This is a genomic window from Rhizobium sp. RAF36 (assembly GCF_052114105.1).
Lineage (GTDB): Bacteria > Pseudomonadota > Alphaproteobacteria > Rhizobiales > Rhizobiaceae > Rhizobium.
Genome location: NZ_JBFREC010000008.1, coordinates 1 through 12762 on the forward strand (window position 1 = coordinate 1; position 12762 = coordinate 12762).

The window sequence follows — 12762 nt, forward strand, 5'->3', positions numbered from 1 at the left end:
GCAGACCGCCATGGATGAGCTTGGTGGCACCCGACGACGTGCCCGAGGCGAAGTCGTTCATCTCGGCCAGCGCCACCGAATAGCCGCGGCCAGCCGCATCCCGGGCGATCCCGCAGCCGTTGATACCGCCGCCGATCACGAATAGGTCGTGAAGTGCCTGGCCCACATTCCCCTCCCGTGTGCCTTTTGTCTCGGTTACCCTCCCCGGCAAACCGAAACTACGCAGACTAGAAGTGAAGACGAAGCGAATGTCAAACGAATGTTTCAGGCATCCAAAAACGGAAGATCAGGCGCAAATCATTGCTCAGCTGTGCAATGGGTGAAAACCGCACTTTCGCTTTGCTGGCGAATGCAGTGGCTCAAGCGCGCTCTTCCCAGATCCTGGCGATTTCGACGATCGTTGCCACGGCTTTTTCCATATCCTGCAGGCTGACCCACTCCAGCGGCGAGTGGAATGCGTGTCCGCCGTCGAAGATATTGGCGGTCGGAAGCCCCATGAAGGAGAGCCGCGAACCATCCGTGCCGCCGCGGATGCTGCCGCGGACCGGGGTCATGCCTGCACGCCTGATCGCCTCGATCGCGTGGTCGACGATCTCCGGATTGCGGTCGAGCACGGCCTTCATGTTCCGGTACTGGTGCTTGACGGTGAAGGTGTAGGAGGAGCCGGGATAGGCCTGCATGACGACCTTGACGAGGTCCTCGAGCAGGGCTTCCTTGGCGGCAAGGCCGTTATCGACGAAATCGCGGATGATGAAGCCGAGCTCGGCCCTCTCCATCGAACCGGTCACGCCGGTCGGGTGAATGAAGCCGTCGCGCCCTGAGGTCGTTTCCGGCGCGATCTCCTTCGGCAGCCGGGCGATGATATCGGCGGCGATCTTGATGGCGTTCTCCATCTTGCCCTTGGCAAAGCCCGGATGCATGGCAACGCCCTGGATGACGATCTCGACGCCGTCGGCGGAAAAGGTCTCGTCCTCGATTTCGCCGGCTGTCGAGCCGTCGACCGTGTAGGCAAACTCGGCGCCAAGTTTCTTCAGATCCGCCTTGTCGACGCCGCGGCCGATTTCCTCGTCCGGTGTGAGCAAGAGCTTGATCGTCCCGTGCTTGATATCGGGATTGTCGATCAGGAATTTCGCCGCCGTCATGATTTCGGCAAGCCCGGCCTTGTCGTCGGCGCCGAGCAGCGTCGTTCCGTCGGTGGTGATGATGTCGTTGCCGATCTGGTTCTTCAGCTCGGGATGATCGGCAACACGGATCACCTGCTGCGGATCGCCCGTCAGCCTGATATCGCCGCCCTGGTAATTCCTGACGATCTGCGGCTTGACGTTGGTGCCGGTGAAATCGGGCGCCGTATCCATATGCGAGCAAAAGCAGATCACCGGAACGGCCTTGGCAGTGTTTGCGGGAATCGTCGCGTAGACATAGCCGTGCTCGTCAAGATGCGCGTCGGCAAGGCCGATTTCCAGCAGCTCCTCGACGAGCACCCGGCCGAGATTCTTCTGCTTCTCGGTCGAGGGCTGGCTCTTCGATGCCGGGTCTGACTGGGTATCGATGACGGCGTAGCGCAAAAAGCGGTCGAGGACGGTGCTGGTCATGGGATCATCCGAAATGCGTGATGGGAAGACCGGTATAGCCGCTGACGCCGCCAAGGTGAACGGCGTTTCGCCACCTATCGCAACACAGCGCGAAGCCGCGGCGCGGCAAAGTCGAGAAAGGCCCGGAGTTTCAGCGGCAGCACGCCCTGTGACAGATGCACGAGACTGACGGGAGAGGGGGGCTGTTCGAATTCTTCCAGTAGCGGCACCAACCGCCCGTCCTCGACGGCGCGTTTTGCCTGGTAGGAGAGCGTGCGGGTGATGCCGAGACCGGAGACCGCAGCATCGACTGCAGCTTCGGCGGTGTTGACGGAAAGACGGGGATGGATCGGCGTGGACACATCCTGACCATCCTGGCGAAAGACCCAGAACTGCGCCGGCGTGACCCCTTCGAAGGAAATGCAGGCGTGATCGGCAAGCTGCTGCGGATCAAGGGGCGTGCCGCGCCGCCGCAGATAATCCGGGCTGGCATAGGCCGTTCGCCTGACGGTGCCGAGCCGGGTCGCAATCAGGTTGTTTTCCGAGAGATGGCGGATGCGCAGCGCCACGTCGATATGCTCGTCGGCCAGGCTGACCGGCCGGTCGCTCATCACCAGCCGCATGTTGATTTCAGGGAAGGCTTTTAGGAAATCGGTGATGACAGGCAGGACGTGCAGCCGTCCGAAGACGATCGGCGCTGTCATCGTCAGGTCGCCCTTGGGCGCCAGATATTCGCCGGTGGCCCGCCGTTCCGCCTCCTCGACGCGTCCGAGGATTTCGCGCGCCGCACTTACATAGCCTTCGCCTGCTTCGGTCAGCGAAATGCGGCGGTTGGTGCGCTTGATCAGCCGGATGCCGAGATGGGCCTCCAGCTCCGATATCTTGCGGCTGACAGTCGGTAGAGGCGAGTGCAGGGCGCGCGAGGCCGCCGACAGGCTGCCGTTCTCGACCACCGCCAAAAGCACGCTCATCGCATCAAGACGATCCATCTGACCTCCGAAAAACGAGAGGATAACTATCAAGATCGCTATCTACTACAGAAAAGCGGAAATCACTAGGTTTCTTCGCAGGTCTTCGGGCCAACGGATTTCAACCCGCTGCGAAAGGCACCCCCATGAAACTCCACCATTTCCCGCTCTCCGGCCACGCCCACCGCGCCGTGCTGTTTCTCTCGCTCCTCGGCGTCAAGGCTGAGCTTGTCGAAGTCGATATCCCCGGCGGCGCACATAAGTCGCCTGACTATCTAAAGCTCAACCCGTTCGGCCAGGTACCGGTTCTGGAAGATGGCGACGTGGCGGTCAGCGATTCCAACGCCATCCTCGTGTATGTCGCCACGAAACTTGGCCGCAAGGATTGGCTGCCGGATGATGCTGCAACGGCGGCGAAGGTACAGAAGTGGCTGTCGGTGGCTGCAGGCGAAATCGCCTACGGGCCAGCAGCGGCGCGCCTGATCACCGTCTTCGGTGCCAATTTCCGCGCCGAGGAAGTGATTGCCCGCGCCCACCGCATTCTGACGCTGATCAATGCCGAGCTTGAGACGCATCGTTTCATCATCGGCGACCGGCCGACGATCGCCGACGTCTCGCTCTACAGCTACATCGTCAACGCACCTGAAGGAAACGTCGATCTCGCCGCCTATCCCGAGGTCCGCCACTGGCTGGCCCGAATCGAGGCGCTACCGGGCTTCGTACCGTTCCAGAAGACAGCGGCTGGCCTTGCCGCCTAGCGGCAAACCGCGGCCGGAGACATCCGGCCGCTTCTCCATTGGAGGCTCTCATGCTTGATAGTGCCGAAACACCAGCTTCGCCCTGGCATGAAGGCGAACTCGAATTGCAGCGTAGCGTCGGGATGGCCGAGCAGATGGATCCCGTCGGTCGCAAGGTGCTGCGCCCCTATCTGCTGGACCAGCACCGCGAGTTCTACCCGTTGCTGCCGTTCATCGTCATCGGCGCGGTCGATCCGGATGGCGCGCCCTGGGCGACGATCCGCGCCGGGCAGCCCGGTTTTCTGCATTCTCCGGACCCGCTGACGCTCGATATCGAGGTGGCGCGTGATCATGATGACCCGGCCGAGCGCGGCATGGAGGACGGCGATCCGATCGGCATGGTCGGGGTCGATCTGATTACCCGGCGCAGAAACCGGCTGAACGGCACCGTCAGCCGCAGCGCCGATGACCGCTTTTCGGTCACCGTTGGCCAGAGCTTCGGCAACTGCCCGCGCTATATCCAGAACCGCCAGTTCACGTTCATCCGTGATCCGGCGGCAAGCTCCACGGCTGCGGCAATCGTCTCGAACCGGCTGGAAGGCGAGGCACGGAAGATCATTGAGGAAGCCGATACGTTCTTCGTCGCGTCCTATGCCGATCGCGGCGAGGGCCGGGAAGTGGACGTTTCCCACCGCGGCGGCAAGCCGGGCTTCGTTCGCATCGATGCCGATGGCAGCCTGACCGTGCCGGATTTCAACGGGAACCTGTTCTTCAGCACGCTTGGCAATTTCATGGTCAATCCGCGGGCAGGGCTGGTGTTCGTCGATCACGAAAGCGGCGGCATGCTGCAGTTGACGGGAGCGGTCGAGGTCATCCTGGATTCGCCGGAGATCGCAGCGTTCGATGGTGCCGAGCGCCTCTGGCGCTTCACACCGGAGAAGATCGTGCTGCGGCCCGAGGCCTTGCCGCTGCGCTGGACCTTTGCCGAAAACGGCTTCTCTCCGAGCAGCCTGATGACCGGCAGCTGGGCGCAGGCGGAACGCCGCCTACAGGCCGCCGAGAAGGCTAACGGCTGGCGGCGTTTCCGCATCGAGAAGGCTGTCGATGAGAGCGAGACGATCCGTTCGCTGACGCTGGCGCCCGTCGATGGCGAAGCGTTGATCCCACATCTGGCTGGGCAACATCTGCCTATCCGCATCGCCGACGGCGATCAGCAGATCCGCCGGAGCTATACGATCTCGAGCGCACCATCGGACGGCCATTACCGGCTGAGCGTCAAGCGCGAGGGCAAGGCATCGAACCTGCTGCACCGGATGCAGCCGGGCGACGAGATCGAGGCACGGGCGCCTGGCGGCGCATTCACCATCGAGGCGATGGAGCGCAAGCGGCCCGCGGTTCTGCTGGCCGCCGGCATCGGCATCACGCCCATGCTATCGATGCTGCGCCATGTGGTTCATGAAGGTGACCGAACACGTCACCGGCGGCCGATCTGGCTGTTCCGGTCGTCACGCACCTACGGTGAGCGCGCCTTCGATCAGGAAATTGCCGGGCTAGTCGAGCGCGCAAATGGCTCGGTCCACGATATCCGGGTGCTGAGTTCCCCGGCTGCCGACGATGCGGGAAAATACGATGCGGCGGGCCGCATCGACATGGAGCTCCTGAAGGCGCATCTGCCATTCGCCGACTATGACTTCTATCTCTGCGGCCCCGGCGCCTTCATGCAATCGATTCATGATGGTTTGCGTGGATTGAACATCGCGGAAGAGCGCATCCATGCCGAAGCCTTCGGTCCCTCGGCGCTGAAGCGCGATGCCAAACCTGTCACCGCGGCGGGCGTGCCGTCGAAACCGGCGGCCACAACGCCTGCAAAGGTGATCTTCACTCAGTCTGCGAAGGAGGCACGCTGGAAGCCTGGAGACGGTTCGCTGCTGGAATTTGCCGAGGCACGCGGGCTTTCCCCGACATATGGCTGCCGTGCCGGGAACTGCGGCGACTGCAGAACGCGCATCGTCAAGGGCGCCGTCAGCTACGTCTCGGAGCCCAGCTATCCAGTCGAAGGCGGCGAGGCGTTGATCTGCTGTTCGGTGCCTGCAGAAGGTGGTGATCTGCTGCTCGACATCTGATGCAAAATGGGCGTCGAACAGGCGGAAAAACTGGCTGAATACAGCCGTTAACGGCGCCTATACCATGAAATATGATGCTCGTTTTGCGTTCTTTACCAAGTGGCACACCTTATAGGAAAATCTGTCCCACTATCAAACAGGAGGGACAGCATGAACGCTGCACCAAATTACGGTCTGATAGGTCTGGTCAGCGTAACAATGATCGTTATAGCTGCCGCCGTTTTGACTTACGCCGCGTGAGTCAGACAGACCATGTCATATCGCGCCAAATCTCATGAGGCGCTTGGCGAAGGCTTCTCCCCAGCCTCGTTAAGCTTACCCCGTAACCACCACATCAGCATTCGCTTGAATACGCCCCGTTTCAGGGCATTCTCCGGCCGTGGCCACACGAGCCGGTTCAAGTATTGCGTACCGGCTTTCTAGTACGCCCGCCTCCCAGCCCTGATGGGAGGCGGGTGTCCTTTAAGCGTCGTGGGAACGCTGATCAAAAAATTGCAGAAAATGCTGGCAGGACCCTTGAAATCGCGGGGGCGTGAAGCTATTTAGCGCTCACCACCCGTATCGATGGCCTGCGAAGCCGACCTCTGGTCAGCCAAGCGTTTGCCGTCCGGGCAATAAAGAAAAGGTGCTCCCCGAAAGGGTAGAGCACCTTTTTCTTTTTCGGCTCTATGTCAGCGTTGCAGCCCAGGCTGCGACTTCTGTGCCTGTTGTCTTCAGATGGTCGGACGCCGCGAAGCCGGAAATCTTCTTGCGCGGGACCAGGTCATGGTCGCCGTCTTCCAGCCACAGGATCCGGATCGCTGCCGAAAGCCTATAGCCCTCGACCTCGGGCCGGGTGCCGAATTCATCGCGTGTACCCTGCACGATCAAGGTTGGCGTACGCAATCCTTCCAGATGGGCGGTGCGCAGCTGCGCCGGTTTCTCCGGAGGATGGAAGGGGTAGCCGAGGCAGAGAAGCCCGGCGATCTGACCGGCCGCGAAAAGGTCATCGGCCACCATGCTGGCGACCCGTCCGCCCATCGACTTGCCGCCGATGATCAGCCTGCCTTGGCAATTGAGAGCCTCGACGGCGTCACGATATTCCGACTGCAACGTCTCGGCCTTCGGTGGAGGGCGGCGCTGGCCGGATGTCCGGCGGGCGGACATATAGCCGAATTCGAAGCGGGCGACGCGGAAACCGGCATCAGCGAGTGCTGCGGAGACAGCATTCATCGATTTGGAATCCATCGGCGCGCCAGCGCCATGGGCGAGAAGAATAGTGGTTCCGGCGCTATCATCGCCTGTTATCAGGAAGCGGATGTCCATCGCTGTTTTCTACAGGCTGACCGCGGTTGCCGCCAGCGCCTTAATGGAAGCGCGGCAGATCCGGCAGGCCGGCGAATTGCTCCGTCAGAATTTCGCTGAGCGCCACCAGCACTTCCTTGCGGGAAAAGCCGACCGCCTCGAACCTGTCGATGATATCGACAATGTCGAGTTCGACCTCTCCACGGCAATGAGCGACGCGCTCGGCGGAGACCATCAGTGCGTCTTCAAGTGTCAGCATGGTTTTGCTCCTTCTGCACAAGGCAAACTGGCGAGCAAACAATTGGTTCCGCAACCGCGGAGGGGAGCCCGCTATTGCAGGCTCCCGATCTATCAAATCGACTTGAGGACCGTATCGATGGCGCCGGCGGCAGCCTTGACGACGATATCGGCCTCGGCGCGCGTCAGGCAGAGCGGCGGCGCAAATCCGAGGATGTCACCCTGCGGCATCGCCCGGCCGATCACGCCGCGCTCCAGAAGCGCAGCAGAGATCTGCGGGCCGATCTTGCGCGAGACGTCGAAGAACTTGCGGTCATCCTTGTCTTCGACGAATTCGATCGCCGCCATCAGGCCGTCGCCGCGCACTTCGCCGACATGCTTGTGAGAGCCGACAGCCTTGGCAAGCTCGCTGCGGAAGTAGGCGCCGGTTTCGCCGGCGTTCTTTACGAGATCGAGCTCATCGATCAGTTCCAGATTGGCAATGCCGGCTGCCGCGCAGATCGGGTGCGCCGCATAAGTCCACCCATGGCCGATCGCGCCCATCTGATCCGAACCCTGAACCAGCACTTGCCAGACTTTGTCGGAGACGATGGTGCCGGAGAGCGGGGCATAGGCCGAGGTCAGGCCCTTGGCGATGGTGATCAGACCGGGCTTCATGCCGTAGTGATCAGAGCCGAACATGGTGCCGAGGCGGCCGAAGCCGGTGACCACTTCGTCGGCGACGAGCATGACGTCATACTTGTCGAGCACGGCCTGGATCTTCTGCCAGTATCCCTTCGGCGGCGGCACGATGCCACCGGTGCCGAGAATCGGCTCACCGATGAAGGCGGCGACCGTATCCGGGCCTTCGGCCAGGATCATCTCTTCCAGCTTGTCGGCGCAATATTGCGAGAACTGCTCCTCGTCCATCGAGCGGTCCGGGCGGCGGAAATAGTAGGGCGCCTCGGTATGCAGGACAGGCGCCCGCGGCAGATCGAAGGCCTTGTGGAAGAGTTCGAGCCCGGTCAGCGAGCCGGTCATGACGCCGGAGCCATGATAGCCGCGCCAGCGCGAGATGATCTTCTTCTTCTCCGGGCGGCCGAGAATGTTGTTGTAGTACCAGATCAGCTTGATGTTGGTCTCGTTCGCATCCGAGCCGGACAGGCCGAAATAGACGCGGCTCATGCCCTCGGGTGCCCGGTCGATGATCATCTTCGACAGCGTGATCGAGGCTTCCGTGCCGTGACCGACATAGGAATGGTAGTAGGCGAGGTTCTTCGCCTGATTGGCGATCGCGTCGGCGATCTTCTGCCGGCCGTAGCCGACATTGACGCAGTAGAGACCGGCAAAGGCATCCAGGCTGGTGCGGCCATTGGTGTCGGTGATGTAGGCGCCTTCGCCCGAAGAGATGACGCGGGTCGGCGTTTCGCCGCGGGCGTGCATGCCCATATGCGTCGAGGGATGGAAGAAGTGGTCGCGGTCCCAGGCGTTGAGTTCGTTGCTTCTGTCGAGCATGGCAGATGTCCTTGATGTCATGAGTGTGAGTGCCGCGTCAGGCGGCGGTGTCGATGCAGAGATATTTGAGCTCGGTGAAGGCCTCGATGCCGTGGCGCGAGCCCTCGCGGCCGATGCCGGATTGCTTCCAGCCGCCGAAGGGGATCGGGCCGCCCGTGATCTTCACCCGGTTGATGGCGACCATTCCGTATTCCAGCGCCCGTCCGAGCCGCATCTGCCGCGCGCCATTGGCGGTGACGACATAGGCGACGAGGCCGTATTCGGTGTCGTTGGCTTTGGCGACGACCTCCTCTTCGGTATCGAAGACGGTGATGCCCGCGACCGGGCCGAAGGTTTCCTCGCGCATGATCAGCGCGTCGGCCGGGATATCCGACAGCAGCGTCGGTTCGAAAAACAGTTTGCCCGCCTTGTGCCGCTTGCCACCGGTGACGAGCCTGGCGCCGCGCTTCAGCGCATCCTCGACCTGCTCCTCGACCTTGGCGACGGCGCGCTCATGCATGAGAGGGCCGATTTCGGCACCGGTGGACAGGCCGTCGCCGACCTTCAGTTCGCGGATACGCTCGGCAAATGCCGCTTCGAACTGTGCAGCGATCGAGCGATGCACGAAGATGCGGTTGGCGGCGAGGCAGTCCTGGCCAGAGGTCGCAAACTTCGCGTCGATGGCGATCTTCACCGCCTGCGCGATATCCGCATCGTCGAAGATGATGAGAGGGGCGTGGCCGCCGAGCTCCATGACGAGCCGCTTCATGGTCGGCGCGCATTGGCCTGCGATCAACTTGCCGATACCGGTCGAGCCGGTAAAGCTGATTGCCCGGATGCGCTCGTCTTCGCAAAGGCGGCCGACGATGGTCGCAGCATCGCCGGTCACGACATTAAAGACCCCGGCGGGAAGCCCGGCACGCTCGCCGAGTTCGGCAAGAGCCAGTGCAGAGAGCGGCGTTTCCGAAGACGGGTGAGCAACGACGGTGCAGCCGGCGGCAAGGGCGGCGGCCGCCTTGCGGGTGATCATCGCGGACGGAAAATTCCAGGGCGTGACGATGCCTGCGACGCCAAGCGCTTCGCGGCGAACGATCATCTCGGCGCCCGGCAGATGACTGGTGACGTTTTCGGCATTCAGCCGCTTGCCCTCTTCGGCATACCATTCGACGAAGGAGGCGGCATAGTCGATTTCGCCGAGCGATTCCGACAGCGGCTTGCCTTGTTCCAGCGTCATGATCAGAGCCAGATCGTCCTTGGCTTCCAGCATCAGGTCGTGCCATTTGCGAAGAATCCGAGCCCGCGCCTGCGGCAGCATCGCCCGCCAGGCGGGCATGGCGCGTGCAGCGGAATCGATGGCCGCCGTGGTCTCTTCAGCGCCAAGGCTTGCGACCCAGGCGACAGTTGCGCCGTTTGCGGGATCGGTAACCTCGAAGCTTTTGCCGTCGGTGCCTGCAGACCAGCGGCCATCGCAATAGGCGAGGTCCCGCAGCAGATGCCTGTCCTTGAGGCGCGACAGCGCCTGATGAAAATCGGGGCGGGCAAAAACCGCAGTCATGTCTGTCTCCTCGTTACCGACGGCGAAGTCTTTCACGGGAGGAGGCGAGATTTTGTCCTTTGAGGGCACTTCAAAGAGAGAGATTGTCTAAGGCTTGGGCGGCAGGCCACACGATCTGTCTATGGCTCGGATGGGGTCTCTGTCTGCACCAGGGCTGCGACCGGCAAGACCGTCTCGTCCTTGACGGTCTTGGTAACGATATAGGTGAAATAGCGCTCGATCCCGAGCTCGCGATCGAGCAGGCCATCGATCAGCCGCTGGTAGGCATCGATGTCAGGGGCTGCGACCTTCAGGAAATAATCGACACCACCACCGACCGACCAGCAGCCGACGATTTCCGGGATGCCGGTGACCGCCCGCTCGAAGCGTTCGAAATCGCTCTGCCGGTGATTGGCGAGCGTCACTTCCACCATGACGCTGGCGACCGGGGCGATTTTGCGCAGGGCGATGCGGGCATGATAACCGGTGACGATGCCTGCTTTTTCCAGCTTGCGCAGCCGCATCCAGCAGGGCGTCGGCGAAAGCCCGGCCTTTTCTGCCAAAGCAAGTTTGGTAATGCGGCCATCCCGCTGAATCGCATCGAGAATTCTGAGGTCGATGGCATCAAGTTTCATGATCGTTCCGGCCGTCCAAATCATTTCAAAAGCGAGCGCGACAATGGAAGCGCATTTGGCTGGCGTCAATCGAGGTGACTTCCAAGATACCTGAATAACGCCGCAAGGCAGATCGGGACGCGATCTCTTCGATGCGCAAGCAGTCGTTAACCATCGCCGGTCTAACGATTGAGTTCGTGAACCGGGATGATTCGATGGATGCCTCTCCTGCGGCGCTTCTTGCCGCTCTTAAGAACAGTGAACTTTTGATCGTGCGCGATGTGAGCAAGGCAGGCGATGTCGATCGTTGCGCCGAAACGCTCGACAACCTGCATGGCGAGGCAGCCGTGACATTCTGGAAGTCTGAGTGCCGCCGGCTGGCGGACGAACTCGCCCAGTGCGGACTGGCAAGCGAAGCGATCAGCGAGCGCGTTCTCGATTTTCAGGCAACCGTCCAGACGGTACTCGTCCAGCGCCACCAGGCCCGGGCCTTGGCCGCAACGCGCGCCGAACAGCAGAAGAAGCGCCGTATCGCCTGATCGTCAAAGCCGGCGCAGGCTGATCTCGCTGGTGACCACGGTCTTGCCGGATGCCGGATCCCTGTCGACCGTCTGGATCGACAACTGGCTGTTACCGCGCTTGCTGATCGTCATGTTGGCATTGCGGTCGCCATTGATCAGACGCGCCCAGCGGACCGCGAGATTGATCACATCGCCCTGACGACTTCCCGAAAGCTGCGAGGGCGCCCCTGACGGGCCGACATAGGTTCCGGAATAGCGCGTGCCCCGTGCCGTCAGGTCGGCGGATATGGCGCGGTTGATCACCAGAAGCCCGCGGCAATTGCCGCGCATAGAGATCGAAGCTCCCGGCGCGTTGATATTGAACTTGCACGAGACGTTGATCGGTGAGCTGCCGATCTTGCGGGTGACTTTGCCAGTTCCCGTCCAGTTGCCGCTAAGCGGCTGCAGGAAGCCTGCCTCGTCGGCGGCGGCCGGCGCCGCAACGCAAAGTCCGGCAAGAATTGCAAAGAGGCGTGCCTGAATGCGCATGATCTTAATCCCCATGAGCGGAATTGACACAGAACGCCGTGAAAGCGGCCGCGGTTCCGCCTGATGAGTTCAGAGCCAGTTGATGCGCTTCAGGATATAGAGGGTCGCGATCGAGGTTGCCGCCACGAAGGCGACGATGATGATGAAGGCCCAGGTGTCGTTGACGCCAGGAATGCCGCCGACATTCATGCCGAACAGGCCGGCGACGACGCTCGGCGGCAGGAGCAGCGCGGCGAGGGCGGCAAGTCGGTTGGAATTGCGGGCGATGCGCTCGCTGATCACGGTCGACAAGTCGTCATGCAGGATGCCGGTACGGTCGCGGATCGCATCCAGATATTCGATAAAGCGCATCAGCTTGTCTATGACCTCGCGCATCCGGAGCTTGTCGCGCTCGGCAAGCCAGGGCGCGTCGTCATGCTCTATGCGGTTCAGCGCGTCGCGCTGTGGTGCGAGGTAGCGGCGCAGCTGTACGGACCGCCGGCGTAACAACTTCAGGCGCTCCCGGACCTCGGCGGCCTCACCATGAAAGATCAATTCGTCGAGTTCGTCGACTTCCTCGTCCATCTGGTCAAGAACCGGCTCCAAGTCCCTGACAAGCTTGTCGCTGACGAGGGCGAGCAACTCGCCTGTCCGCTTCGGCCCTTTGCCCTTTTCGAGCGCCTGCCGAATATCGCGCAGCGCCGTGATATAATGTCCACTGTCGCGCAGCGTCACGACGCGGTTTTCGTCCACCCAGGCATGAAGGGGAACGAGATCGATCTCGATGGTGGCGTCCTCGGCTTCCTCGGGTGGCGCCGCGCAGACGCCGCGCAGGATGATCAGCAGACCGTCGTCAACGGGCTCGACGCGTGGACGGGATTCGTCCTCTAGCAGGGCATCGGCTACGAGCGGATCGAAACCACCGTTGCTGGCGACCCAGGCGGCAGCTGCGTCGTGATCGCGTTCCAGGTGAACCCAGAGAATGCCATCGGCAGGCTTCCAGTCGCGAAGACCGGCCGCGCCGATTTCGCGGCAGCCGCCCTTGCCATCGAGAATGACGGCAAAACGTATGCCGGGTTCCACGCCGTAACTCAGCTGGATCTTCTGGCCTGCGACCTCCATCCGTGCCCATCCTCCCGTCGAAAGTGCAAAAAAGAAAGCGAAATCATGCAGCTATTTCGGCATGGTTTAGC

Annotated in this window: 13 protein-coding genes; 3 read left to right on the forward strand and 10 right to left on the reverse strand. The window is 61.9% G+C overall.

Annotation, left to right across the window (positions count from 1 at the left end; genetic code table 11):
* From AB4Z25_RS23360 to AB4Z25_RS23370, 3 genes are all read right to left on the reverse strand, one after another.
* The coding region (locus tag AB4Z25_RS23360; protein ID WP_442209651.1) for an FAD-dependent oxidoreductase at window positions 1-166 on the reverse strand (166 nt) is incomplete at its 3' end.
* 193 nt (window positions 167-359) lie between these two features.
* Window positions 360-1592, reverse strand: a complete 1233-nt coding sequence (pepT, locus tag AB4Z25_RS23365; protein ID WP_442209357.1) for a peptidase T — start codon at window positions 1590-1592, stop codon at window positions 360-362.
* A 74-nt stretch (window positions 1593-1666) separates the two neighbouring features.
* Window positions 1667-2560 (reverse strand): LysR family transcriptional regulator, encoded by an 894-nt coding sequence (locus tag AB4Z25_RS23370; protein WP_442209359.1) that lies wholly within the window; start codon window positions 2558-2560, stop codon window positions 1667-1669.
* Window positions 2561-2685: 125 nt separating this feature from the next.
* Here AB4Z25_RS23370 and AB4Z25_RS23375 point away from each other — a divergent pair, with 125 nt between their 5' ends.
* Window positions 2686-3297 carry a glutathione S-transferase family protein gene (locus AB4Z25_RS23375; protein ID WP_112388228.1) on the forward strand — a complete coding sequence of 204 codons (612 nt, stop codon included), beginning with the start codon at window positions 2686-2688 and terminating at the stop codon, window positions 3295-3297.
* Window positions 3298-3347: 50 nt separating this feature from the next.
* A complete protein-coding gene (locus AB4Z25_RS23380; RefSeq protein WP_442209360.1) occupies window positions 3348-5399 on the forward strand; it encodes an FAD-binding oxidoreductase in 2052 nt (683 codons plus the stop codon).
* A gap of 666 nt (window positions 5400-6065) precedes the next feature.
* Here the strand turns inward: AB4Z25_RS23380 and AB4Z25_RS23385 are convergent.
* From AB4Z25_RS23385 to AB4Z25_RS23405, 5 genes are all read right to left on the reverse strand, one after another.
* Entirely contained in the window at window positions 6066-6704 is a 639-nt protein-coding gene (locus AB4Z25_RS23385; protein ID WP_442209361.1) for an alpha/beta hydrolase family protein, read from the reverse strand.
* Between the two features lie 40 nt (window positions 6705-6744).
* Window positions 6745-6942 (reverse strand): hypothetical protein, encoded by a 198-nt coding sequence (locus tag AB4Z25_RS23390; protein WP_112388225.1) that lies wholly within the window; start codon window positions 6940-6942, stop codon window positions 6745-6747.
* Window positions 6943-7034: 92 nt separating this feature from the next.
* Window positions 7035-8414 carry an aspartate aminotransferase family protein gene (locus AB4Z25_RS23395; protein ID WP_442209363.1) on the reverse strand — a complete coding sequence of 460 codons (1380 nt, stop codon included), beginning with the start codon at window positions 8412-8414 and terminating at the stop codon, window positions 7035-7037.
* 37 nt (window positions 8415-8451) lie between these two features.
* A complete protein-coding gene (locus tag AB4Z25_RS23400; protein ID WP_442209364.1) occupies window positions 8452-9948 on the reverse strand; it encodes an NAD-dependent succinate-semialdehyde dehydrogenase in 1497 nt (498 codons plus the stop codon).
* Window positions 9949-10067: 119 nt separating this feature from the next.
* Window positions 10068-10562 (reverse strand): Lrp/AsnC family transcriptional regulator, encoded by a 495-nt coding sequence (locus AB4Z25_RS23405; protein ID WP_112597459.1) that lies wholly within the window; start codon window positions 10560-10562, stop codon window positions 10068-10070.
* Window positions 10563-10756: 194 nt separating this feature from the next.
* Between AB4Z25_RS23405 and AB4Z25_RS23410 the strand changes: the two genes are divergently transcribed.
* Window positions 10757-11080, forward strand: coding sequence for a DUF6074 family protein (locus AB4Z25_RS23410; RefSeq protein WP_442209366.1), 324 nt, complete (start codon window positions 10757-10759; stop codon window positions 11078-11080).
* Between the two features lie 3 nt (window positions 11081-11083).
* On the opposite strand, the gene AB4Z25_RS23415 is transcribed toward AB4Z25_RS23410, so the two are convergent.
* Window positions 11084-11590 carry a hypothetical protein gene (locus AB4Z25_RS23415; RefSeq protein ID WP_112388987.1) on the reverse strand — a complete coding sequence of 169 codons (507 nt, stop codon included), beginning with the start codon at window positions 11588-11590 and terminating at the stop codon, window positions 11084-11086.
* 69 nt (window positions 11591-11659) lie between these two features.
* A complete protein-coding gene (locus AB4Z25_RS23420; protein WP_112514897.1) occupies window positions 11660-12691 on the reverse strand; it encodes a CorA family divalent cation transporter in 1032 nt (343 codons plus the stop codon).
* Window positions 12692-12762: the final 71 nt, after the last annotated feature.